This is a genomic window from Natrialba sp. PRR66 (assembly GCF_034808065.1).
In the GTDB taxonomy this organism is placed as follows: Archaea; Halobacteriota; Halobacteria; order Halobacteriales; family Natrialbaceae; genus Natrialba; species Natrialba aegyptia.
This window is the reverse complement of record NZ_JAXHGN010000005.1, coordinates 219,090-243,180: the sequence shown is the minus strand read 5'-3', so window position 1 is coordinate 243,180 and position 24,091 is coordinate 219,090. Positions and strand designations below refer to the sequence as shown.

21 protein-coding genes and 1 tRNA gene are annotated in these 24,091 nt (G+C 63.9%); 10 read left to right on the top strand and 12 right to left on the bottom strand.

What is annotated here, in order from left to right; all coding sequences use genetic code 11:
- Positions 1-38: 38 nt before the first annotated feature.
- On the bottom strand, positions 39-1,358 hold the full coding sequence (locus SM755_RS18210) for an FAD-dependent oxidoreductase (RefSeq protein ID WP_323173892.1): 1,320 nt from the start codon (positions 1,356-1,358) through the stop codon (positions 39-41).
- 132 nt (positions 1,359-1,490) lie between these two features.
- A complete protein-coding gene (locus SM755_RS18205) occupies positions 1,491-2,804 on the bottom strand; it encodes a DUF389 domain-containing protein (protein WP_323173891.1) in 1,314 nt (437 codons plus the stop codon).
- A 228-nt stretch (positions 2,805-3,032) separates the two neighbouring features.
- Here SM755_RS18205 and SM755_RS18200 point away from each other — a divergent pair, with 228 nt between their 5' ends.
- Positions 3,033-3,320, top strand: a complete 288-nt coding sequence (locus SM755_RS18200) for a DUF357 domain-containing protein (RefSeq protein WP_323173890.1) — start codon at positions 3,033-3,035, stop codon at positions 3,318-3,320.
- 15 nt (positions 3,321-3,335) lie between these two features.
- On the opposite strand, the gene SM755_RS18195 is transcribed toward SM755_RS18200, so the two are convergent.
- Positions 3,336-4,073 carry a fumarylacetoacetate hydrolase family protein gene (locus SM755_RS18195; RefSeq protein ID WP_323173889.1) on the bottom strand — a complete coding sequence of 246 codons (738 nt, stop codon included), beginning with the start codon at positions 4,071-4,073 and terminating at the stop codon, positions 3,336-3,338.
- Positions 4,074-4,519: 446 nt separating this feature from the next.
- Complete coding sequence (locus SM755_RS18190; RefSeq protein ID WP_323173888.1) at positions 4,520-5,239, bottom strand: class I SAM-dependent methyltransferase; 720 nt, start codon at positions 5,237-5,239, stop codon at positions 4,520-4,522.
- A 197-nt stretch (positions 5,240-5,436) separates the two neighbouring features.
- Here SM755_RS18190 and SM755_RS18185 point away from each other — a divergent pair, with 197 nt between their 5' ends.
- Positions 5,437-6,078: a helix-turn-helix domain-containing protein gene (locus tag SM755_RS18185; RefSeq protein WP_323173887.1), complete on the top strand. Its 642-nt coding sequence runs from the start codon at positions 5,437-5,439 to the stop codon at positions 6,076-6,078.
- 219 nt (positions 6,079-6,297) lie between these two features.
- Here SM755_RS18185 and SM755_RS18180 read toward each other — a convergent pair whose 3' ends face one another.
- The 4 genes from SM755_RS18180 to SM755_RS18165 form a co-directional block, all read right to left on the bottom strand.
- A complete protein-coding gene (locus tag SM755_RS18180) occupies positions 6,298-7,146 on the bottom strand; it encodes a sugar phosphate isomerase/epimerase family protein (RefSeq protein ID WP_323173886.1) in 849 nt (282 codons plus the stop codon).
- A 108-nt stretch (positions 7,147-7,254) separates the two neighbouring features.
- Positions 7,255-8,217 (bottom strand): UbiA family prenyltransferase, encoded by a 963-nt coding sequence (locus SM755_RS18175; RefSeq protein WP_323173885.1) that lies wholly within the window; start codon positions 8,215-8,217, stop codon positions 7,255-7,257.
- A gap of 1 nt (position 8,218) precedes the next feature.
- Positions 8,219-9,049 (bottom strand): sugar phosphate isomerase/epimerase family protein, encoded by an 831-nt coding sequence (locus tag SM755_RS18170; RefSeq protein WP_323173884.1) that lies wholly within the window; start codon positions 9,047-9,049, stop codon positions 8,219-8,221.
- Positions 9,050-9,052: 3 nt separating this feature from the next.
- Positions 9,053-9,853 (bottom strand): TatD family hydrolase, encoded by an 801-nt coding sequence (locus SM755_RS18165; RefSeq protein WP_323173883.1) that lies wholly within the window; start codon positions 9,851-9,853, stop codon positions 9,053-9,055.
- 301 nt (positions 9,854-10,154) lie between these two features.
- On the opposite strand from SM755_RS18165, the gene SM755_RS18160 reads away from it, so the two are divergent.
- The 5 genes from SM755_RS18160 to SM755_RS18140 all read left to right on the top strand — a co-directional run bounded on the left by SM755_RS18160 (position 10,155) and on the right by SM755_RS18140 (position 16,489).
- Positions 10,155-11,396: an inositol-3-phosphate synthase gene (locus SM755_RS18160; RefSeq protein WP_323173882.1), complete on the top strand. Its 1,242-nt coding sequence runs from the start codon at positions 10,155-10,157 to the stop codon at positions 11,394-11,396.
- A complete protein-coding gene (locus SM755_RS18155; protein ID WP_323173881.1) occupies positions 11,393-12,802 on the top strand; it encodes an alkaline phosphatase family protein in 1,410 nt (469 codons plus the stop codon). The genes SM755_RS18160 and SM755_RS18155 overlap by 4 nt, the downstream gene beginning before the upstream one ends.
- 212 nt (positions 12,803-13,014) lie before the next feature.
- Positions 13,015-13,089: transfer RNA gene (locus tag SM755_RS18150), tRNA-Glu, on the top strand.
- A gap of 460 nt (positions 13,090-13,549) precedes the next feature.
- Positions 13,550-14,488, top strand: a complete 939-nt coding sequence (locus tag SM755_RS18145; RefSeq protein WP_323173880.1) for a hypothetical protein — start codon at positions 13,550-13,552, stop codon at positions 14,486-14,488.
- A gap of 6 nt (positions 14,489-14,494) precedes the next feature.
- Positions 14,495-16,489 carry a PQQ-binding-like beta-propeller repeat protein gene (locus SM755_RS18140; protein WP_323173879.1) on the top strand — a complete coding sequence of 665 codons (1,995 nt, stop codon included), beginning with the start codon at positions 14,495-14,497 and terminating at the stop codon, positions 16,487-16,489.
- 614 nt (positions 16,490-17,103) lie between these two features.
- Here SM755_RS18140 and SM755_RS18135 read toward each other — a convergent pair.
- Both SM755_RS18135 and SM755_RS18130 read right to left on the bottom strand, forming a co-directional pair.
- On the bottom strand, positions 17,104-19,479 hold the full coding sequence (locus tag SM755_RS18135) for a PQQ-dependent sugar dehydrogenase (RefSeq protein ID WP_323173878.1): 2,376 nt from the start codon (positions 19,477-19,479) through the stop codon (positions 17,104-17,106).
- A 389-nt stretch (positions 19,480-19,868) separates the two neighbouring features.
- A complete protein-coding gene (locus SM755_RS18130) occupies positions 19,869-20,105 on the bottom strand; it encodes a hypothetical protein (protein WP_006666552.1) in 237 nt (78 codons plus the stop codon).
- Between the two features lie 138 nt (positions 20,106-20,243).
- Between SM755_RS18130 and SM755_RS18125 the strand changes: the two genes are divergently transcribed.
- Complete coding sequence (locus tag SM755_RS18125) at positions 20,244-20,471, top strand: DUF5795 family protein (protein ID WP_006108846.1); 228 nt, start codon at positions 20,244-20,246, stop codon at positions 20,469-20,471.
- A gap of 23 nt (positions 20,472-20,494) precedes the next feature.
- On the opposite strand, the gene SM755_RS18120 is transcribed toward SM755_RS18125, so the two are convergent.
- Positions 20,495-21,367 (bottom strand): UbiA family prenyltransferase, encoded by an 873-nt coding sequence (locus tag SM755_RS18120; RefSeq protein WP_323173877.1) that lies wholly within the window; start codon positions 21,365-21,367, stop codon positions 20,495-20,497.
- 300 nt (positions 21,368-21,667) lie between these two features.
- On the opposite strand from SM755_RS18120, the gene sucC reads away from it, so the two are divergent.
- Together sucC and sucD are read left to right on the top strand one after the other, a co-directional pair.
- On the top strand, positions 21,668-22,822 hold the full coding sequence (gene sucC / locus SM755_RS18115) for an ADP-forming succinate--CoA ligase subunit beta (protein ID WP_323173876.1): 1,155 nt from the start codon (positions 21,668-21,670) through the stop codon (positions 22,820-22,822).
- On the top strand, positions 22,819-23,691 hold the full coding sequence (sucD, locus tag SM755_RS18110; RefSeq protein ID WP_006108849.1) for a succinate--CoA ligase subunit alpha: 873 nt from the start codon (positions 22,819-22,821) through the stop codon (positions 23,689-23,691). Before sucC ends, sucD begins: the two co-directional genes overlap by 4 nt.
- A 106-nt stretch (positions 23,692-23,797) precedes the next feature.
- On the opposite strand, the gene SM755_RS18105 is transcribed toward sucD, so the two are convergent.
- Positions 23,798-24,076 carry a hypothetical protein gene (locus SM755_RS18105; RefSeq protein WP_006666555.1) on the bottom strand — a complete coding sequence of 93 codons (279 nt, stop codon included), beginning with the start codon at positions 24,074-24,076 and terminating at the stop codon, positions 23,798-23,800.
- Between the last annotated feature and the right edge of the window lie 15 nt (positions 24,077-24,091).

Here is a 24,091-nt window from a genome sequence, read left to right as displayed (position 1 = left end):
GAACGGTACTTGCGACGGTTGCAGCCGCGAGTAACGCCTTAGTCGTCTGCTGCAGCCGTTTCCGTCCCGGCGGTTGACTCCGCGCGTTCGAGGTTGTCGAGGTACTCGTCGGCGTCGAGTGCCGCCTTCGAGCCCATGCCGGCCGCCGTCACCGCCTGCTGGTAGTGGTAGTCGACGACGTCGCCGGCGCCGAAGAGGCCGGGCACGTCGGTTTCGGTCTGGCCACCGCCGACACCGCCCTGGGTGCGGAGGTAGCCTTCATCGTTCAGCGTGACGCCGGTACCGTCGAGGTACTCGGTGTTCGGCGTGTGGCCGATCGCGAGGAAGACTGCGCCGACGTCGAACTCGAACTCGTTCGTCTCGGGGTCGTCGAGTCGGTCGGTCGGGTGACCTTGCTCGTTCTCGACGAGCGTGACGTGGTCGACGCCCTCCTCCTGGGAGCCGTGAATCTCGAGGAGTTCGGTGTTTTTCATGATCTCCATCTCGCCGTCCTCGACCTTCTCCTCGACGCGGTCGATCCAGTAGTCCTCCGCGCGGAACTCTTCGCGTCGGTGGATGAGGTAGACGGTATCTGCGAACTTCGTCAGGAAGGTCGCTTCCTCCATGGCGGCGTCGCCACCGCCGACGACGAGCATGTCCTCGCCGCGGAAGAACGCGCCGTCGCAGGTGGCACACGTCGAGAGCCCGTAGCCCATGAGGTCGTCCTCGCCGGGGATACCGAGCGTGCGGGCGCTCGCACCGGAGGCGACGATCACGGCGTCTGCGGTGTAGCTGTCGCCGTTAGCGAGTTCGACGCGAAACGGGCGCGAATCGGCGTCAACGGACTCGACGATGCCGTTTTTCAGTTCGGCACCGAACTGGCGAGCCTGTTCTTTCATGTTGTTGACGAGTTCGGGGCCGCCGATCCCCTCGGGGAAGCCGGGGTAGTTCGCAACGTCGGTGGTCAGGGTGAGTTGCCCGCCGGGTTCGTCGCCCTCGATGACGAGGGGATCGTTGTTCGCGCGGCCGGCGTAGATGGCGGCGGTCAGGCCGGCGATGCCGGTGCCGGTGATGATGAGTTTCCGGTGTTCGACGCCGTCGCTCTCGTCGGCTTCGATGCCGAGTTTCTCGTCGAGGTCGCCGGTTTCGTTGAGCGCGCTGGTCTCGTCCCAGCCGCCGATCAGTTCGTCGTCGATGAAGACTTCCGGCGCGGTCTGGCGGCCGTCGGCGCGGTCGATCATCTCCTCGAACAGCTCGTCGTCACCGGTCACGTTGTACTCGTCGTACTCGACTCCCTTGCTGTCGAAGAGATCCTTTGCCTTCTCGCAGTAGGGACAATCCGTTTTGGTATAAATCTCGACTCGAGGCTGCTCGCTCATGCACAGTACTTGGGAAACAGGGCGTAAACCCCTTGCGTTCCCAGCAACTGCCCTGTTGTACCTGTTATCGTCTCACTCACCGCCATCCACGCACCGCTGCGCTCCCAGACCCACACTGTGCGACTCGGCCAGTCAATTGCCCGCCCCCACAGCCGCCGGCGCACGAGTTCGCTCGGTGAACTCGACGACGACTGAAAGGGGGCGGTCCACCCGCTCTTCGAGCGCCCGCTCGAGATCCGGTGGCAGCGCCGGATACGCGGTATCGGCGGGGCGTCGTACCACGACCGTCACCTCCGTTTCGTCGCTGACCACGCCGCCGTCCTCGAACTCGGTTCGAACCTCGGTGAGTTCGAGTTCAGCGTACGAGTCTTCGGCAAGAACTGTCCGGACCTCGTCGTTGACCGCGTTCTGGAATGCCACGTGTTGGGTGAGTACCATACCAGCACCACCGAGGACGACGATTCCGACGACGAACATGATCGCGAGCGTCGCGGTTCGATCGCTCGAGACGTTCGCCCGGAGCGAGCCGGGTTCCCACCCCGTCGGCCGGTAGCCGAGATACCAGAAAACGGCGAGTCCGGCGAGGAGAATCGACGTCGCGTTGACCGCGAGCAGGACGAACGCACCGAGAGCGACGCCGATCTCTCCCCACGCGAGTCCGATACCGACCGCCGACGCGGCCGGGATGAGAGCAACGGCGATCATGACGCCGACCAGCGAGACGGGAATCGCCGTTGCGAGGCCAAACGCACCCGCAGCCCCGGCACAGATGCCGACAACGAGCGCGAGTAAGCCGGGTGAGATGCGGTTCTGAACCTGCGTGATAGCCGTAATATCGATGGTTACCGGAACGATTGCTCCCGTTCGGATCACCCAGGCAAACGCGAAGGCACCGACTATCGCGACGAACAGTCCACGAACCAGCGACAAGACGCCGTCACCGAACATCTGGCGGTCGTTGAGCACGAGACCGACGGTGCCGGTCAACGCCGCACTCACCTGCGGTGCGATCACCATCGAGCCGACGACGATCGCGGGCGAATCCAACAGCAGCCCTGCTGTCGCGACGACGGCGCTCAACAGGGTCATCACGTAGTAGGTGACCCGACCCGGCGTCATGTTCAACGCCTTCGTCCGGATCTCCTCGCGAGAAATACTGTCATCCTCTTCTTGTCCGCTGACGAACCGATCCTCCAAGTCCTCGATCCGCGGCGTCCGCGCGGTTTCAATCGACGAGACGATGATGAACTCGTCCTCGATGCCGACCTCCCGAAGCGATGTAAGCACGTGGTCGACGGCCTGCGTCGGCACCGGAAAGGTCACGAGTTCAGCGTCGGTCCCGTCGCTGCACTCGCTGGTGCGGACGTAATCGAGCCCCTCGTCTTCGAGAACGCGAAGTGCGTCGTCTCGTCTCTCCCCCGGGACGAGCACCTGGAGCAGGCGCATTCAGCGACCGTACATTACTCCAGGTGAAATGGATGCCGATGCTCTCCAGGCAGTGAATCCTCCGGTTGCGCTGTGTTCTGAGACGCTTCAGGCAGCCTCGACGAGTTCACCTGTCCGATCGCTGTGAGGCCGACTCGGCTCACCGCTCGCCACCGTTCGAGAGGTGAGTGAGGGTTGAAGGCGGCGAGCGGGCGACGAACTTACGGGTCCTTCCGAGAAGTGATGACTATGGCTGCAGATCTCGAGGAGAAGACCGATCGATACGAATCGTTACTCGCGGACGCGCTCGCTGAGGCGACGGTTGCGCCGCGGGAGGGGACGCCGATGGCCGACGCGGCCGCGGACTGCTACGGGATGGCCGAGTCGTACCTCGAAGACGGCCGGCACTTCCGCGAGAACGACGATCGCGTCAACGCGCTGGCGTCGTTTTCCTACGGCCACGCGTGGCTCGACGCGGGAGCACGCATCGGGCTGTTCGACGTGCCCACCGAGGGACACCTGTTTACCGTCGAATAGCGCACGATCACGCGATCAGGGAATACGAACCGTGTGCTCGAGCGTCCCGACGCCTTCGACCTCGATTTCGACCGCGTCGCCGTCGGAGAGCGGGCCGACGCCCTCGGGTGTGCCGGTCGCGATCACGTCGCCGGGTTCGAGCGTGAGGTAGGTCGTGATCTCGGCGATCAGTTCCGGAATCGAGAAGATGAGTTGGTCGCGCGAGCCGTCCTGTTTCACTTCGCCGTTGACTCGCGACTGCACGCGCGCGTCGTCGGGGACCTCGTCGGGCGTGGCGAGGACCGGTCCGAGCGGGGCGGATCCGTCGAAGGCCTTCCCGCGAACCCAGTTTTGCTCCTGGCGCTGATCCTCGCGGTTCGACACGTCGTTCATGCAGGTGATGCCTTCGACGACATCCATCGCGTTGGCTTGGGAGACGTGGCGACACTGCTCCCCGATGACGACGCCGAGTTCAGCCTCGTAGTCGATTCGGTCCTTGCCGGCGGGGACGGTGACGGTATCGCCGTGACCCGCGAGGGCGTTCGGCGGCTTCAAAAAGAGCATTGGGCGGTCCGGCAGGTCGGACCCCATCTCGTCGGCGTGGTCGGCGTAGTTGCGGCCGATACAGACGATTTTCGAGGGGTCACACGGCGGGAGCACGTCGATCTCGTCGCCGTCGAGACTGTAGCTTTCGTTCGCGAAGTGAACGTGGCCGCTCTCGAACTCGCCGCGTCGGACTGCACCGGCCGGGTCGCGGAATCGGACGTATTTCATGGCCGAGGGGTTGTCTCGGCGGGGCAAAAACGTTGAGGTGGCGGCGGCGCTCGCGACCGTGTCTATCGGTAGACAAGAGTACGGTTGCGTTAGTCGGAATCGTCCGCGAGAATCGCGCGCTGAATACGGCGATGACATTCAGCGGACCGATTTGGCGGAGATGTATGTCGAACAGGGCGTGATCGCGGTCCGAACTCGAACTCGAAGAGGATCCACTATCGATTTACGCGTCTCAGCCCCGCCCGGACAGTGACGATCCCCACGAACAGGGCTATCGTGCCGATGACCGTCCACTGCACTGATCGTCCAGTGATCGGTTCGCAGTCTGCGACGCACAAGAGAGGACCGATCTGGACGATTCCGAGGCCTTGAACCACCCATAAGGCCCCGAGAAGCGCCACGATGGTGCCGAAAATCGTCAATAGAGTCGCTTTCGTGTTCATGATTCAGCGTGACTCCTTGAATCCATCAGCAGATGAGATTCGGCTGTCAGTTTCGGTGTGGCTCACCGGCGTGGCAGTTCCGCGCACGAAGGGCCTAGATGGACTCACACCGAGACGCAGCGTTTCGATTTCGTCGAGAGCAAAGGGTCCCGCTGCGATCCAGTCGTCCGTTCGACGGTTCAGATGGCAGCCGTTGTCGATCCGTTTCCAGAGCGGTGTCATCACGTCCTGGACGTAGCCGCGCAGCCCGTCCGACCGGACGTGTTCGAGAAAGCGGAACTCGCCGTCCGGCTTCACGACGCGATGGACTTCCTCGAGGGCCAGAAAGGGATCCTGTACCGTACAGAACACCGCGGCGGCGATGACCACGTCGAACGTATCGTCCGCATAGGGGAGGGATTCAGCCCGTCCTGATTGCAGGTGTATGTCCAGATCGTGGGCGGCGGCCGTTTGCTTCGCTTGCCTCTGTCTGTTGGGATCCGGTTCGAGTGCGTGCAGGCGGAGTGCCGGCTCACGCTTGACTGCCGTTTGCAGGTACGGGACCATTGCACCGCTCCCCGCACCGAGATCCAGTATCACCCCGTCGAGTTCACACGCGAGATATCGCCGATGTTCGGAAAGATCAAACCGCGCAGAGAGCGCGGCGACGATCGGATGACCGGAAGTCGGTGGTTTCGATTCCGGCCGGTTCGCGTCGGATTTTTCAGCTGTTCTACTCGGCATGCGTTGGTGGTAGAGACGGCCCACCGACACATGCGAATAGTGCCGTACATCTGAGGCGGGTTTAAGTGTGTATACTGCGTACTCTTCTTCGATTCGGCACCGGCTGCGACAGACGAAGCCCGATCGACCCGTTACTCGACGGCGCGACTGAACAGGGTTGTCCTGAGCACGCTGGCCACAACGAACGGATCGATGGTATGAGATATATTACGATCGTCATTCCTCGGATCGACGATGAACGCTGTTCTAACGGCGAGTGCGCTCCCGAGCACGCAGTAACGGGTGACGCGATTCATTACATCAACCTCTTGGATGACGGAACCGGCGTCGGACTGTATCAACTCCGCGGCGACTTCGAACGGAACGCGGACGTATTGGAGGCGAGTCCGGACGTGCTGGCTTGCGAAACGTCCGAGGCGTCGGACGGACTCGTCTACCTCCATTTTCGAGCAACTGCTCTCATGACCGACCTCCTCGGTATCTTCCGACAGTACGAGATCGTCGTGGACTGGCCGATGGAATACACCGATCAGGGCGGACTTCGGATAACCATGCTCGGAGCGGACGAGAAGATCCGAGAGGCGATCGCAGAAATCCCCGACGGCGTTCAGGTTACGCTCGAAGGGATCGGCGAGTATCACTCGGATATGCGCCGACTCGCGTCGCTGCTAACGGAACGCCAGCAAGAACTGCTGGAACTCGCGATCGACGAGGGCTATTACGAGATGCCGCGGCGTGCGACCCTCCGCGACCTCGCGGATCGAGAGAATATCTCCGTGGGAACGGTTGGCGAGCATCTTCGGAAAATCGAAACGAAAGTGATTACGGAACTCGTCTGACATCGATCTCGGTCAACGAGACAGTCATCTCAACACATCCGCCTCGATACGGCTGGAACGGCCTCTCGGTGGGGGAGAATCGGTCCGGATTCGGACGCGAAGAACTCGAAGCACCGACCGCCACGAACCGAGTCGACTCCGATAAACGCGAGTGACGTTCCGCCGCCGATAGCGCCGACAGTACGGGTGCTACACCCTTCATCGTGGGAGTGCTCTCGCTCACACGTACGCAGCGAGTTCAGCGGAGGCCTCGCGGGCGGCCCGGTCGGGGTCGTCGGGATGGGTGTAGAGTTCGAGCGTCGCGAAGCCGTCGTAGCCGATGTCGTCGAGCGCGTCGAAGATGGCGCGAAAGTCGAGGTCGCCCTCGCCCGGAATCCGGTGATAGTGTTTGCCGCGGCGGCCGCCGACGATGTCCTCCAGGTGGATGCCGGTGATCGCGCCGGCGCTGCGGCGAATGCTTTCAGTCGGGTCTTCGCCGTAGACGGCGGCGTGGCCGAGGTCGAGATTGACGCCGAGCCCGTCGCGGTCGAGATCGTCGATCAGCGCGAGGGTTTCGTCGGTGTTTTCGATCAAGAGTTCGGGCTCGAACTCGATGCCCACGTCTACCCCTCTCGGTTCGGCGTAGTCGAGGATCTCGTGCAGCGACTCGTGAAGGTACTCGCGGGCTTCCTCGGGCGGGGTTCCCGGAAGCGGCCGCCCGGTCGCGAGACAGACTGCGGGTGCGTCGACCGCGTCGGCCAGGTCGACGGCGCGCTTCGTGTAGTCGATGCGCCACTGGCGAGCGTCCGTGTCGGCCCGAATGATACTCGGCTCGAAGAACGACGACGGCGGGGCATCGTCGTAGTACCCCGTCGCCGTGTTCGCGTTGATGTTCGACACCGCGAGTTCAGTTTCGTCGAGTTCGTCACGGAGGTCGGTTCGGTCCGCGTCGCTGAACTCGGGGAAGTACGCGTGGGGTTCGTCGCCGAGGAGTTCGACGCCGGCGTAGCCGTGGTCTGCGATGTGGCGGATCGCGTCGGACAGCGAGTAGCGCGTGTAGGCGTTCGTCGAGAAGGCGAGGTCGACCATGGGCGGGGTACACCGATGGGTTACTAAGGGGTTTGTGCGGGGTGTGCAGGGATGGTATGACGGGGAACGAGTCGAGGGTGGTCAGGGTGGAATTGCGGAATTACGTGATTACGTGACATCGAACACGCGCGCGAGGCCGACCGCCGGGACGAGGAACGCGCCGGCGAGGAGTCCCCAGCCGAGTCCGGCCACGGTGGCGAAGGCCGCGTCGAGGAGGACGAGCCCGAGCACGCAGGCACCGACCGCGGGGCCGACGGTCGCCGGAACGGGATCCGCGTAGGCGGCGCGAAGCGGGCGGCCGACCCACCAGCAGAAGGCGACGGCGAAGGTGACGGCCGCCGCGGTTTCGAGCGCCGGCGGCCGAACGGCGACGAGAAGTCGGACGAGAACCGCGAGCGCCGCGAGCGCGCCCGCGGCGGCGACGACGACTGCGCCCCTGTTCCCACCCTCGGTTTCGCGCGCCGCCATGAACGTCACGGCGGCGATGTAGGCGACGACGACCGCCGGGACGGCGAGCAGCGTCGGCCCGAGTTCAGTCAGGCCCGGGTCGCCCGCCCCGGCGGTCGCTCCGGTGACGCCGAGGAGGACGTTCAGCCCGCGAGTCGACCCCATCGCGAGAAAGCCCGCAGCCGTGCCCTTGAGCGCGCCGTCGTAGAGAACGATCGCACCGGCGAGTGCAGCGGCGACGGCCGCGGCCGTGGCCCCGGCGACGCCGAACGCGACGGCGACGGCCACGACCAGGAGTGCGGCACCGAATCCGAACGCGCTCCGGCGGGAGATGCGACCGGACGGGATCGGGCGCTCGGGTCGCTCGCGGGCGTCGATCGGCGCGTCGAACGCATCGTTGAGCGTCGTCCCGGCGGCGTAGAGCAGGATGGAGACGACGGCGAGGCCGGCGCCGGTTGGAATTGCGAGTTCAGCGCCGGCGATAGCCGCGAGTGCCGCGCCGAGGATGACATCGGGTGGCGCGGTAAAGAGGTTCGGAACGCGAACCAGTTCGGCGATATCGGCGAGGGTCGGACGGAGCGAGCGGTCACGCGCATCGTCACTACAATCGACGCCGCCGGCCACCCTACGCCCACCCGCGTTCCTCGAGGTACGCCATCGCCTCACGGGCGGTTTCGACCGGCGTCTCCTCGTAGGGATAGAGTTCGATCGTGACGAAGCCGTCGTAGCCGCGGTCGTCGAGTTCGCCGAGAAACCCGTCGATGTCCATCGACCCCTCGCCGAGTTGGGTGTGTTCGTGCCGGCGGTCCGCGGGAATGTCCTCCAGGTGGTAGTGCGTCGTAAACTCGTCGAGGTCTGCGACCAGCGCGACGGGGTCCTCGCCGACGCAGTAGAGGTGCCCGGCGTCGAAGTTACACCGGACGCGCTCCGAGTCGATGCGCGCGACCAGGTCGAAGAACTCGTCGGACGTTTCGATCAGGAGGTCGGGTTCGGGTTCGACCATGACGTCGACGCCGACTGCCTCGGCGCGGTCTGCGACCTCGCGGAGGCCGTCGACGAAGGTGTCCATCGCCCACTCGCGGGATTTCTCCTCGGGAATCGGGCCGCCGGGTTCGATCGAAATGTGGGGCGCGCCGAGGTCGGCGGCGGTATCGAGCGCCGCGAGGGTGTAGTCGATCCGCTCGCGGCGGTAGTCCTCGTCGGGTTCGATGAACGAGGGGTGGTGGAAGTCCTCGATCGCCGTCAGCATGAACGCGTTCGCGTTGCTGATGGCGATGTCGTTATCGTCCAGGACAGTGCGGACGCGCGCGATTTCGTCCTCGGTCGCGTTCGGCGGGTAGAGGTGCGGTTCGTCGAGCAAGATTTCGACGCCATCGTAGCCCGCGGCGGCGAGTTCTTCGATCGCGTCCTCGAGTTGGTACTCCCTGAAGGCGTTGGTGGAGAAGCCAAACTGCATGGGTCAGGCCTCGTACTCGAAGTTCGGCGACTGCTCGAAGAACTCGTAGGGGTTCTCGAAGACGACTTTGCGGACCTCCTCGCGGTCCCAGCCGCGGTCGATCATCTCGTCGCGGGCTTTGGGAACCGCGAGCGGGTCCGACGGGTCCCAGTCGGCGGCGCTGTTGAAGATCATGTTGTCGGTGCCGTACTCCTCCAGGAGGTCGATCGCCGCATCGGCCTCGATCTTGCCGGGGTAGAGGGTAAAGCCGATCCAGCAGTCGGTCCGCGCGGCGATGTCGATCGTGTGCTCCGTGTTGTGGTCGATGATGATCCGGTCCTGGGTGACGCCCATCTCTTCGATGATCTCGACGATGCGCTCGGTACCGGCCGGCTTGTCGGTGTGGGGGGTGTGGACGATGACGGGGAGGTCGCGGTTCTCGGCGATCTCGAGTTGTTCGCGGAAGGCCCACTCCTCGTCGTCTGTCACCTGGTCGAAGCCGATCTCGCCGACACCGACGACGGGGTCGCGGTCCAAGTACTCGGGGATGCGCTCGAGGACCTCCTCGGCCATGTCCCGATAGTTCGCCTCCTTCGGTTCGAGTCCGATCGTGACGTAGTGGTCCACGTTCGCTGTCCGCTCGGCGCGATCGGTCTCGTGCTCGATGATCTGTTCGAAGTAATCGAAGAACGCACCCGCGTGATGCTTGTCCTGCCCGCTCCAGAACGCCGGCTCGATGCAGCACTCGATGCCGGCGCGCCGCGCTCGTTTGTAGTCGTCCGCGGCGCGTGACACCATGTGCATGTGCGGGTCGATAATGCGCATAACCGCAGTACGGCGATGACTCGCTTTTGGAATGTCGGTCGTTCACACGAGCAACCTCCCGTTGTCCCTGAATGACGGTGGCGCGACTCGCGGGGAATATCGTCTTTCGAACGCTCAATACGTGTTTACGAGTGCTACGCCGGGCATAACAAAACCCGTGCCGAACGGAGGGCTTCCGGATGACTGACCACTCCCGGTCGCCGTCGACGAACTCGCGACCGATCGCGCGACGATCGCCGCGGACCGCTGGAGAACTCGACAGAACGAATCGTGCCCGACCGTCGACCCTCCGCGGGGCCAAATGACCGCCGAGTCACCGTCCCGGGACGAGCCGGCCCAGCCGACGAACGCGGAGCGAATCGGCGTCTGGCTCGTCGGTGCGCGCGGGAACGTCGCAACCATGTCGATCGTCGGCGCTCGGGCGATCGCGACCGGTCGCGCCGAGACGACCGGCATGGTCACCGAGCGCGACCCCGTCTCGAGTCTCGAGCTGCCGCCCGTTTCGACGTTCGTCTTCGGCGGCCACGACATCGATCCGACCTCGCTCGTCGACCAGGCCGAGCGCCAGTGCGAGCGAAACGGCGTTCCCGACGAGAAGACGCTCGCAAGCGTCCGCGACGACCTCGCCGCCGTGGACGAGCGCATCGAAGTCGGCACGGCGGTAAACTGCGGGGCCGCCGTCACGGCCGACAGCGACCACCTCGATCGCGAACTCGCGATACGAACCGTCGTCGACCAGATCCGTGACGATTACGAGTCCTTCCGGACCGCCCACGAGATCGATCGACTCGTCGTCGTCAACGTCGCCTCCACCGAACCCGAACTCGCCTCGCCGGACCGATACGATACCCGCGAGACGCTCGAGGACGCCATCGATTCGGACGATCGCGACCTGCCTGCGAGCGTCCTCTACGCCTACGCCGCGATCGACGCCGGCCACCCCTTCATCAACTTCACGCCGAGCACGGGCAACGCTCTCGGCGGGATTCGAGAACTCGCCGTCGACCGCGGGGTGCCACACGCCGGCCGCGACGCCAAGACCGGCGAGACGCTGGTCAAGTCCGCGCTCGCGCCGATGTTCGCCGGCCGCAATCTGAACGTCCTGTCCTGGGAGGGCCACAACATTCTCGGCAACAAGGACGGCCTCGTGCTGGAGGACGAGGAAAACGCCGCCGGCAAACTCTCAAGCAAGGGCGACGTGCTCGAATCCATCCTGCCCGATATCGGCCACAACCGCGTCCGGATCGACTACACGCCCTCGCTCGCGGACTGGAAGACCGCCTGGGACTACATCCACTTCGAGGGCTTTCTGAACACCGAAATGACGATGCAGTTCACCTGGGAGGGCTCGGACTCGGCCCTGGCCGCGCCGCTCGTGCTCGATCTGGTCCGGCTGATCGTCCACGCCGACGAGTTCGGTGAGGGCGGTCTCCAGCCGCACCTGGCGTCGTTCTTCAAGGCCCCGATCGGCGTCGACGAACACGATTTCTCGGCGCAACTGCACTGGCTGTACGAGTACGCCGCTCGCCACAGTGATGCATGACTGACGAGACAGACACCGCGAGTGCCACCCCGCACGACACCGACGGAGAAGCCGCGACCACACCGCTCGAGTTCAGCGCGGAAGCGACCGACGCGACAGGACGCGTCATCGTCCTCGACGTGGTCGGGTTACAGTCCCACCACATCGATGCTGAACGAACGCCGACGCTGCACTCGTTGTTCCCCGCCGAGCGCGTCGCCGATCTCCGGCCGCCGTTTCCGGCGGTGACGGTGCCGGTCCAGACGACGCTTGCGACCGGAGTCGGTCCGGAGGAGCACGGCGACGTCTCGAGCGGCGAGTTCGACCGCGAGCGCGAGGTCGCCGAGTTCTGGGAGCGCGACCGCGGCGATCGAAACCGGATCTGGGAGACCGCGAGCGAGGCCGGCCTGACGACCGGGGCGCTGTTCTTCCAGCATCTGATCGGGACGACCGCCGACGTCGCGGTGACGCCCTCGCCGATCGAGGACGAGGATAACAACTTACTCGAGATGAACTGCTGGACGAACCCCGACGGGTTCTACGACGACCTGCGGGACGACTACGCCCACTTCCCGCTGCACAACTACTGGGGGCCGGGGGCGAACGAGGAGGGCAGCCGGTGGATTCTCGCCGCAGCGAAGGAGGCGGTCGACCGGTTCGATCCCGACCTGCTGTGGGTGTACGTCCCCCACCTCGACTACGTCGGCCAGAGCGACGGTCCCGGTTCCGCGGCGTTTCAGACTGAACTCGAGACCGTCGACGGGCTGCTCGAGGAGTTCATCGCGTTTCTCGCCGAAACCGACCGCTGGGACGAAACCGTCGTCAACCTCGTCAGCGAATACGGCTTCCACGACGTGGAACGGCCTCTGTTCCCAAATCGCGTCCTCCGAGACGCCGGGCTGCTCGAGACCGATTCGGCGGGCGACGCCGACATTTCGGCCTCCGCAGCGTTCGCCATGGTCGACCACCAGATCGCGCACGTCTACGCCGACGAGGGGGCGGTCGAGACGGCTCGGGAACTGCTCGGTGAACTCGACGGCGTCGATACCGTCATCGGCGACGCCGAGAAGGCCGAGTGGGGGATCGACCACCCGAACACGGGCGAGTTCATCCTCGTCGCCGACCGCGATGCCTGGTTCCAGTACTACTGGTGGACCGACCGCGCGAACGCGCCGCCGTACGCGACCGACATGGACATCCACGACAAGCCCGGCTTCGACCCCTGCGAGCTGTTCTTCGGCGACGACGGCCTCGTGTCTCTCGACGCGACAACCGTCAGCGGCTCCCACGGCCGCGCGGACGAGTCGGCCGTCGGCTGCTACGGACTCGGCGGCCCGGCCGCAGCTGAACTCGCGCCCGAACTCGAGGGGACGGTCGACGCGACGGCCGTCACGCCGACGATCGAGGCGTTGCTCGACATCACGTGAGCCGGCGGCGTTGCGCGAGGAGTTGACTGCCAGAGCGGCACTGTGAAGCGGAGCGTTCGGAACGGAACCCACGCGCACGTCAGTGCGTCACACTATCGGCTCGGAACGGAACGTTTTTTATTAACCCTCGGCAAGCAGTGAGTGCGTACGAGGTGCGCTCCGTTGGTGAGACGGACGGTGTCCGTCGAAGCTCGGAGTGGCGCAGTGTATGCGCTCCGTTGGTGTAGTCCGGCCAATCATTTCGGCCTTTCGAGCCGATGACCTGGGTTCAAATCCCAGACGGAGCACTATAGCGGCCGAGTTTTACGAGGGTGCAAAGCGCGCACGGATCGGATTTGAAGCACGGAAATTCGAGCGAAGCGGGAATTTGTATCGGGTTCAAATCCCAGACAGAGCGTTCTTCCGAGCGGTCAACCTTGCACAGAGCGGAAGCGACCGTCGGACCGCTCCGTGTCCGTGTTGACCGTCAGCATAGCGACGGAGTGGCTACTGTAGTCTCCCCATAGGAGACTCCAATCACGCATTAGCAGCTTCTGGAACGCTCACAGTCCCTCTCGGCGGCTCTCTCCGCACAAAATCGGTGATTGGGACGACCGAAGTCGTCGGTCAAAGCAGTATTACTGACGTGACAACTATCCATCGTCATCGGAAGCAAATACGGGGAGAAATCTTCGCGGAGAAATATCAATCAGCGGCCGAAACTGTGGAAACAGCTAATGGCTGGCCCGTCACCTGCCAAAACGTGTCATGGCATACGGTACCGATCCAAGAGACCGATACAGTTACGGCGAGGTCAGTGACAGCGATCGCCGCGAGTTCTTGAAAGCGCTCGGGGTAATCGCGGGCGGCAGCGTTGCGGGAGCAACACTGAACGACCTTAGACAGAACGTTTCGACCGAAACAACGAGCGGCCTGGCGGAAATGGGGACCGCACTGCAGGATGGATTGACGGGGACGCTCGACGCGGCGCTGTTGAGCGAGCAACTCGCGGCGCTTACGGAGTCAGTCGAGTCCCTGCCCGAACTCGAGGCGATGGGGATTCCGGACGCGGGAGCGGAGGCGTATCAGTCGTTGACGACACCGGCGTGGGAAATCAACGACCACCTCGCGGAAGTCGGCTTTTTTGCGAGCGCAGAAGAGACGCTGCCGGCGTTTTCACCCGACCATATCGAAACGACGACGCGGCAGTTACTCCACATGGAGGGGCTGCCGGCGACGCTTTCGGAGGTCGGCTTCGCGGAGCGCGAGCAGACGGCGCTCGTCGTCAACATCGTCAACGCGAGAGATCAGCTCTCGTGGTGGATGGCGACGCCGGACTATCCGCCCGCAGATGCGGTCGATGACGGCGTCGTCTACGAGTACGTCGCGCCGCTCCACCAGCGGGCCGCGGAAGGGTCACTGCTGTGGATCGACGGCCTCGATCACTACCTCTGGCAGCGCGAGCCGCTGGTCACCGGGGAGATGATCGACCGCGGCCTCTGGGACGTCAAGTCCATGCTCGGCGGGTACTACCTGCTCGGCTCAGCCGCGCGCGACCTCGCGGCTGAGGACATCGCGGACGACCACCTGACGACGCTGACGACCGCCAGTACCGCACTCATGATCATCAGCCAAGAGTTCCTGATCACGGACGTGATCCGGATTACGGACGAGAAACGCGCGCCGCGGAGCGCGGTATCGAACTAGCGGACCATGACCTACGAATCACACCTTAGCGACCTACCGGAAGACGCACCGTGGCACGAGAAACCGGGCGAGTCCATCGTCGAGCAGGGGGATACGGACCAGATTCCCGAACGAGACGTTACCGAGTCCGATCTCGCGGAGACGCAGACCGACGAGACGAACTGGCTGATCGCCGGCGGCGGCTATGAGGGCCACCGACACACGACGGCCGAAGTCATCACACCGGAGAACGTCGGCGATCTCGAACTCGAGTATCGACTCGAAATCGCGGAAGACCCGAACGACTTCCAGGGGTCGCCGATCGTCGTCGATGGCGATCCGCCGATCATGTACACCACCGTCGGGCCGGACATGCTGTACGCGCTCAACGCTCGAACGGGGGACATCCTCTGGACGCACTTCTACGAGAACAGCGACGGGGCGTCGGAACAGACGCCGCCCGCCGAACGCGGGGCGGCCGTTCTCGGCGATACGGTCTACAAGAGCACGCTCGATCTCGGCGTGCTCGCGATCGATCGCTACACGGGCGAAGAACGCTGGTACTACAACGGGGCAGCGTTCTACCGCGGGCAGGTCGCAGACGAACTCACGCACGAAGAACTCAGTTGGGAGCGCTCCCGCGGGACGACCTCGTCGTTCCCGCCGCTGATCTACAACGGGCGGATCATGAAGGGGAGTTTCGGCGGCGAGTTCGGCGTCAGCGGCTTCTTCGACTGCATCGACCTCGAAGGAAATCCGCAGTGGCGCGTGAACATGACGCCGGAACACGAGTGGGTCGGCGATTCCTGGATGCACGGCGGCGCGACTGCCTGGGCGGCGGGAGCGGTCGAACCCGACTCGGGAACGGTCGTGATTCCGTCGGCGAATCCGGGACCGTGGTACGGCACCGTTCGACCGGGATACAACCCCTATTCGTGTGGGAAAGTCGCCGTCGACATCGAGTCGGGCGAGTACCAGTGGCACCACCAGGACTCGCCGCACGACTGGTGGGACTACGATTCACCGAGTCCGCCGGTCGTCTTCGAGGCGGAACACGAGGGCGAGTCTCGGAAGTTCGCGACCTGGCCGGGGAAGACGGGCTGGGTGTACACGGTCGATATGGAGACCGGCCAGCTTCACCAGCGCAGCGACGAGTACGTCCAGCACCTCAACACGTTCAACCTGCCGCCGTACGACGATCTCGAGAGCGCACCCTGGATCATGCCGGACCTCATCGGGGGGACGAACCCGCAGCCGAGCGCGTTCGATCCGGAATCGCGGACGCTAGTCGTCAAGGGGACCAACTACCCGATGAAATTCTCCTGGTTCGAGGTGGAGTACGAACCCGGCCAGCGATATATCGGCATGGACACGGTCCGGAAGACGGAACCGACGCAACCCGAGGAGGGCGACCAGCCGGAAGAGGACGTCCCGGCCGACGCCGAGGAACTCGAGCCGGGCGAACAGCGCGAAGGTGACGAAACGCCGGAAAACGAAACGGTAGCCGACAACGGCGGCGACGAACTCCACGCACCGGAGGAGGACGCCGACGGAGCCGACGAGGGTGCTGCGAAAGAGGAGGAAGCGGAAGCCGAGAACGGCGATGAAGACGAAGAGGAAGAGGAAGAGGAAAACGGCACCGAAGAAGAGAGCCTCATCGACGAACCGGTTCCGGAGTGGAACCAGAACGCGGGCGTCATCGCCGGTCTCGATCCGCTGACCGGCGATGTCAAATGGCAACACTGGTTCAGCTGGGAGGCCGGCCCGCCCTGGGGCGGCTCGTTGACCACGGCAACCGGTGTCACGTTCGCGGGCGGACCAACTGGGCTCCTCCACGCACTCGACACCGAAACCGGCGAAGAACTCGCGACGCACGAGGTCGGCGACCACGGCGTCGATGGCGCGCCAATAAGCTGGTACGATCCACACGAGGAGAAACAGTACGTCGCGATCCCCGGCGGTGGCGGCAATCAAGTCGAGGAGGAAGGAAACACGGTGGCCGTCTTCTCACTCCAGGGGTGACGACGGTCGAAACCCCCGGATGATCGACGGCATCGATCGTCACCTTCCTCCCGGAATCGGTGACGGTCGACGGCACAATCTCGAGCGACCGGCGTTCGATCGCCTCGCCTTTCGGTCGTGACTCAGTACTGATCGCTTTTCTCATACCCGAGTCGTCGCAGTGATTGGCAGTGTGGCGTGTGAATCCGTGGATCGGTCCCCTTTAGAGACAGTATTACACGCCAAACTGATTTTGTTATTACGCAACTCCTTTACCCCGAACCAATCAATGTCGAACCGTGCCGACTGAGACAGTAGATTCGGAGGATCGCATACTTGACCGAATTCGATTCGGTCTGCAACTCGGGATCGGACTGGCTGGTATCGTGTTCGGTGTGGCATCATTGGCCGACATCATCGAGTACCAGATCCCAGCAGTCGTGTGGTTCGCTGTCTCCGCCGTCCTGTTTGCATATGCGGCGCATCTGAGCAGACGGCCATAACGAGGGACAACGGATGAGGGATGAGGGATGACGGATGATAGACAACAGGTGACGAACTCGTCCTGGAAAAAGCAGTTTAGGAGACGCTACGGGCGACTTCCAACTCGACCGCGACCGACGCCGCTGAACTCGTCAGGCGTCGGTCGATTCGTTTGCGGTTGACTCGTTCTCGGCGGCGTCCGTCCCGGTCTCGGTGTCAGTGTCGGTCTCGGTCTCGTTCAAATCGGTGTCGGTTTCTGACTCCGTTTCGGTGTCCGCGTCCTCATCTTCCGTTCCGTCGTCTTCGGCAGTGTCGCTTTCGTCTGCCGTGACGATTCGGCTCACGTAACCCTCTCCGTCGAGCGTCGGAGTATCGGACGAGAGAACGTACATCTCGCCGTTTGCGTCGCGACCGAAGCCGTAGACGAGGTGGTTCATCGAGCCGTCGCTGCCGACATCGTCCTCGGACTCGACGCCGAGTTCTTCGATCGGCCAGAGGTCGACCTCGTTGGGCGGGGAGTACGTGTTCTGGTCGGCCGCCGCTCCGTCGCTTTCGCCGGTGCTCTCGCCGTTGCCCTCGGGGTCGATCGGTTCGAAGTCGGGCCCGCTATCGTTCTCGGCGTTTTCCTCGGTGTTGTTTCCGGTGTCCTCCTCGGGTGCGTGGAGGTCGTCACCGCCGTTCTCGGTGTCCGTGTCAGTGTCGGTTCCGTTCTCGTCGGTCGTTTCGTCCGCACCGTCGTCACCGTCCGTCTCTCCGTTCGGCCACCCCTCCGGCGGCCGCGCGAGGAAGAGGCGGCCCGGTCCCTCGCCGTCGCGACTCCAGTCGCCGAAGACGTACGTCCCCTCGAGTTCGGAAACGGACCCGCCTTCGTACATGTAGCCGCCGGTGATGGAGACGCCGATCTGTTCGATGTCGCCGGTGTCGTCGCTCGTCTCTTCCGCGTCCTCGGTTGCGTTGGTGTCCTCGCCGTTGCCGTTGCCGTTTCCGTTTTCGGTATCGGCATCAGCATCGGTTTCGTTGCCATTGCCGCCGTCATCACCGTTCTCAGCGTCACCGTTCTGGGCGGTGCCGTCTCCGTAGCGACCCATGTTGGCCTGGTGCGGGTATTCGATGACGGGGCCGCGGAGCGGTTCGCCGCCGCGGACGTCCGATGGCGTTTCGGCGGGGCAGTCTTCGGGCGGATCGTCCGGGGATTCCGTGCTGAAGCAGTGGGTTCCCTCCCAGACGTTCCAGCCGTAGTTGCCGCCCGCCTCGACGTGGTTGACGGTTTCGAACAGCGCCTGGCCGACATCGGCGACGAGCAGTTCGCCGTCGTCGGTGAACGAGATCCCCCAGGGGTTGCGCAGACCCCAGGCCCAGTACTCGTCGAGTTCACCCTCCATGTCTACGAGCGGGTTGTCCTCCGGAATCGCGTAGGGTTGGCCGTCCTCGCCCTCGCTGTTGATATCGATCCGGAGTATTCCGCCGAGGAGGTTTTCGGAGGTATCCTGACCGTTGCCGCCCTCGTTCCCGTCGTACCAGTCTTCGACGTGGCCCTCGCCGACGTCGTTCGCGCCACCGCCGTCGCCTGTTGCCACGTACAAACAGCCGTCCGGCCCGAAGGTGATCGCCCCGGAGTTGTGGTTGAACTGCGGCTCCGGAATTTCGAGAATCCGCCGCTCGGAATCGGGGTCCGCCTGCGAGTTCTCGTCGTCGGCCGTTTCGAACTCCGCGAGCACGAACGTGTGGTCCCAGCCGTCGGGAACCTCGTCGGTCGGCGGCGCGCTGTACCGGACGAAGAACCGGCCGTTTTCCTCGAAGTCCGGATGGAAGGCGAGTCCGAGCAGTCCGCGCTCGTCGAAATCGCCCTCGAGTTCGACCATGCGATCCGTCACGTCGAGGAAGGGTTCGTCTGCGAGGCCGTCGTCGTCGAGGATCCAGATTTCGCCGGCCTGGTCGACGACGAACTGTCGATCCTGCGCTTCGTCAGCTACTTGCAAGTTGAGCGGGGCCGTCAGCCCGTCGGCGATCGTCTCGAGACCGATCGTCGGCCCCTCGCCGATGATCGTCTGCGATTCGTCCTCGGCTTCCATTTCCTCGTCGCCGTTCCCGCCCTCGCCGGCCAGTTCGATCTCACCGCGCATGCTCGTCGGGTGGGGTTGGCAGTAGTACTCCGCCATTCCCTCCTCGGCGGTGAATTCGACTTCCTGGGTCTCGCCCACCCCGGAGACGATTTCGGTTTCGACGAAGTTCTCCTCGCCGTCTGCGCCTTCGATGGCGAAGTTGTGGCCGGCACCGTCTAAGTTCTCCCAGGTGAGCGTATACGATTCGCCCGGAACTAACTCGAGTGTCGGATTGTCTTCGTCCGCGATCTGTTCGGGTGATTGGCCGACCCAGCCGCTGGTTCTGCCGCCGAGTTCGATTTCGTTTCCGAAGCCGTCGTCCTGGGCGAGTGCGGTCGTTGCAAAGCCCGAGGCGGAAGCCAGTGCAGTCGCTTGCAACAGGAGTCGTCTGGAGAGCGTTTTCGAGTCAGGGTGATGTGTTGTCATAGTGTGTGAGTGTCTCCGAATGTGGTTCGCTTGGTCGCCGATCGTATCGCGCTGTCGACACACTCTGTGTCGAATAGCGACGTGTCCTCCTCGGACAATAAACCGGAGCGATCGTTCCCCTGCTAATCTCTCCTTGGCCCTGCCGTCCTGAAGAGTCGCCGACGAAAGACGGATTTAGCGATCGGTAATGAGGTGTTCCCGCCGCGGAAAACTGCTGCTCTGGACGTATTCGCCGCAACGAGAGACAGAGCGATAAACGTCTGTGTCAGTTTGAGCAAACAGTCGTTACTGCAGGCGTTGAACGACACTCGTCACGCGAAGAGCTGTCTGGTTTCTAGAACTCGACTGTGGCTGTCCAGCGGGGGACAGAAACAGTGGTGGATCGCGGTTCAGTGAACCGAGATTTCGTAGTAGTCGGTGTACTTGACGAGTTCACAGTCGTGAAAGCCGGTCGTGGCTGTGGCATCGAGGAAATCGGCGGTATCGGCGGCATCGACGGTGTCCTCGTGGCTGTCCGTGAGGTGGGCGAGCGCTACTTTGGCGTCCTCGCCGAGCTCGTCGTAATGACAGACGCGGGAGTCGGCGGGGACGTTCTCGACTCGCTCAATCGTGATATTTACACCCATGGTACTGTAAGACACACAATGTGCTCGAACGACTTCAATCCTTCTCCGATCCGACCTGTTTCACGCCGAACGTGTTTGAACGGTCGATAGTGCGATCGACCTGAAAAGGCTTAGGGGGTGGCACTCGCATACACGAGTGTGAGCGAGAATCGCGTCGTTCAGGGGCGAATGGTTACGGCAACGAGACTTGCGGAACTGATCGAGGGAGAGTCGGTGATGGAGGCCGAATCGATCGCGGAGGCGGACGCGGACTGTCCCGAGTGCGGCGGCAACGTCCTCGAAGTGGGGTACATGCCGTCGGTCACCGAGTTCGTCACCGGCCGCAAGTGCCAGGACTGCGACTGGGCGGAGACGGACCGGGAGTGACCGGCCGCCGAGAGCGCCGACAGCTACCAGACGAGCAGTTCCAGCGCGCAGACGACGGCGGCGAGAAACACGTGCTCGCCGTCGACGATGAATCCGTAGTACAGCGGCCCGTACTCCGGTTTTGCGAACGGAATGTAGAGCGCGACGTACCCGTTCATCGCGAGGACGACGAGAAACGCCGACGAGAGGACACCGCTTGCGACGAGTGCGATGACGACGACGGCGACGGCGACGTTCGCACCCTGCGTGACGGACCGGGTCCGTCGCGGACCGAAGACGTTGGGAACCGTCGCGATCCCTTCTTCGCGGTCGCCCTCGATATCTTTGATGTCGAATATCACCGCCGCGATGGTGATCATCGCCGCGACGTAGCCGGCCAGAAACAGGATGTCGGTCGTCCAGAGTTCGCGATAGTAGTAGCCCGCACCCGCGGGGAGCAATCCCCAGGCGAGGCCGACGAAGCAGTTTTTCACGAGAAAGAGTTGCTTGATGCCGACCGTGGAGTACAACACCGCCACGACGAGCGGGACGAGCATGTAGCCGGCACCGGGAACACCGAGGTGGACGGCGATGGCGATCGCGACGAGGTACAGACAGGTTCCCGCCGCCAGCCAGAGGTGGCCGTACTGCCTCGTCAGCGCCGCCCGCCGTGGGACGTTCGTCTCGTCCTCCGCGAGATCGGTGAGCCGGTTGATCGTGTAGACGAACATCGTGACCGCGAAGACGAAAAAAAGCGGCAGCGGGTCGACCGGCAACCCGGCCAACAGCATCGTCGTGAGGACGACGCTCATCGTCGCCAGCGAGATAAAGAGGTTGCTGTGGACTAGCAACTCGAGCGCGCGCGTGATCGACGACCGCCATCGCTCCGCACCGTTCGCCGGGATCGATGTCGTCATTCGGAGACAACTCCGGCACCGGCCCGCGAGCGAGCGGGCAGCGACCGTCTCTCTGTGACCGGTGTGGCGTCACCGGTGCCCGTCGGCTGAACTCGGGGGGACACGTGCGTCGAGATTGGAACCGTCGCGGGTCAAACCCTTCGGTCCGTGCTCCCTGTCACCACGGTATCCGCCGGTGGAAGCCCCTGTGCGTAATCCTCCGCCGATAGCCGATATACCTGCCATCTACCCGACACTGAATCCCCGTACGAGTGGAACTAACAGGATTTAAGCAAGGTCAGAACGCCCGTTCGAATGGCTATGAAACTGCACGAGTACCAGGCGAAGGACGTCTTCGCCGACGCCGGCGTTCCAACGCCGTCGTCCCAACTCGCCTCCGACGTCGACGGTGTACTAACCGCGGCCGAGGAGATCGGGTATCCAGTCGCAGTCAAGGCGCAGGTACAGGTCGGCGGCCGCGGCAAGGCCGGCGGGATCAAACTCGCCGAGGACGAAGACGAGGCCCGCGAGGCGGCCGAGTCGATCCTCGGCATGGACCTCAAGGGCTACCGCGTCGAGCGCGTCCTCGTCGAGGAAGCGGTCGACTTTACGAACGAACTCTACGTCGGGATCACGATGGACCGCGGCGAGGGCAAGCCGGTCGCGATGGTCTCGACCAAAGGCGGCGTCAACATCGAGGAGGTCGCCGAGGAGGACCCCGACGCGATCGCCCGCGAACACATCGACCCCGCCTTCGGAATGCACCCGTTCCAGGCCCGCAAGGCCGTCTACGACGCCGGTGTCGACAAGTCGGTCGCGAACGACGTCGCGAGCGTTCTCACCACGCTCTACGATCTCTGGGAGAGCCGCGACGGCTCCGACGCCGAAATCAACCCGCTGATGGTCACCGCAGACAACGATGTCATCGCAGCCGACGCCGTGATGAACATCGACGAGGACGCACTCTTCCGCCAGCCTGAACTCGCCGAGATGGAAGAGGAAGCCGCAAGCGGCGGCGACGAACTCGAACAGAAGGCTGACGAGTACGACTTCGACTACGTCCGACTCGAGGGCAACGTCGGCATCATCGGCAACGGTGCCGGCCTCGTCATGACCACGCTCGACCTCGTCGACTACTACGGCGGCGAACCCGCCAACTTCCTCGACGTGGGCGGTGGCGCGAAAGCCGAACGCATCGCGAACGCGCTGGATATGGTCTTCTCCGACGACAACGTCGACAGCGTCGTCTTCAACATCTTCGGCGGCATCACCCGCGGCGACGAGGTCGCCCGCGGCATCAACGAGGCGCTCGAGCAGTTCGACGAAATCCCCAAGCCGGTCGTCGTCCGCCTCGCCGGCACGAACTGGGAGGAAGGCATGGAGATTCTGAACGAGGACCTCGTGACGGTCGAACAGACCCTCGAGGATGCGGTCGAGCGTACCGTCGCGTACGCCGAGGAGGTGACCGAACAATGAGCGTACTAGTCGACGACGACACGCGCGTCGTGGTACAGGGCATCACCGGCGGGGAGGGCAAGTTCCACGCCGAACAGATGATGGAGTACGGCACCAACGTCGTCGCCGGGGCCGTCCCCGGCAAGGGCGGCCAGGAGGTCAACGGCGTCCCCGTCTTCGATACGGTCCACGAAGCCGTCGCCGAGGAAGACGCCGACACCTCGGTCATCTTCGTCCCGCCGGCGTTCGCCGGCGACGCCGTCTTCGAAGCCCTCGACACCGACCTCGATCTCGCCGTCGCGATCACGGAAGGCATCCCGACCCAGGACATGGCGAAGGTCAACAAGCGCCTGACCGAAACCGACACCCGACTCGTCGGGCCGAACTGCCCCGGTCTCATCACCCCCGGCGAGGCCAAACTCGGCATCCTCCCCGGCAACATCTTCGCCGACGGCAACGTCGGTCTCGTCTCCCGCTCCGGGACGCTGACCTACCAGGTCGTCGACAGCCTCACCAACCGCGGTATCGGCCAGACCACTGCCATCGGCATCGGCGGCGACCCCATCATCGGCACCGACTTCGTCGACGCGCTCGAACTCTTCGAGAACGACGACGAAACCGAAGCCATCGTCATGTGCGGTGAGATCGGCGGCGAAGACGAGGAAGAGGCCGCAGCTTACATCGACGAGCACGTCGACACACCGGTCGCCGGCTTCATTGCGGGCCGTACCGCACCGCCAGGAAAGCGTATGGGTCACGCCGGCGCGATCGTCTCCGGCTCCGGGACCGGCACCGCAGAGAGCAAGATCAACGCGCTGAACGACGCCGGCGTCCCCGTCGGCGACACGCCCGAAGAAGTCGCCGACAACATCGAATCGTTCCTCGAGTAACGAGTTCAGCACTCCGCACGGATGCAGGCGGCGGCCGACGTTGTGGTTCGTGGTAGCTCGTGGTCGTTTGTGGTGGCTCGCCGTCCGAATGCACTTTTCTTTGCTTCTATCGTCGGCGACCAATGACGAGTCCAGCGACGAACGCAAGCGCGACGATTGCAATCACGACCCCGTCGACGACGCTCAGGGCACTGTAAGGCGAGGACGTTGCCAGGACGCGCGTCACCTGCATCAGGGCGACAACGAGAAATGCCAGGCCGAACAACGACGACGTTGCGACGAGCGCGCCGCGGCGCATCGCCGTCGCCGTCTCAGCCGCATCCTCGGCACCTCGTTCCGTCGGTTCTTCGGGTGGATCAGGGCTCGTTCGATACTGTGTTCCCATGATAACAGTGACCAC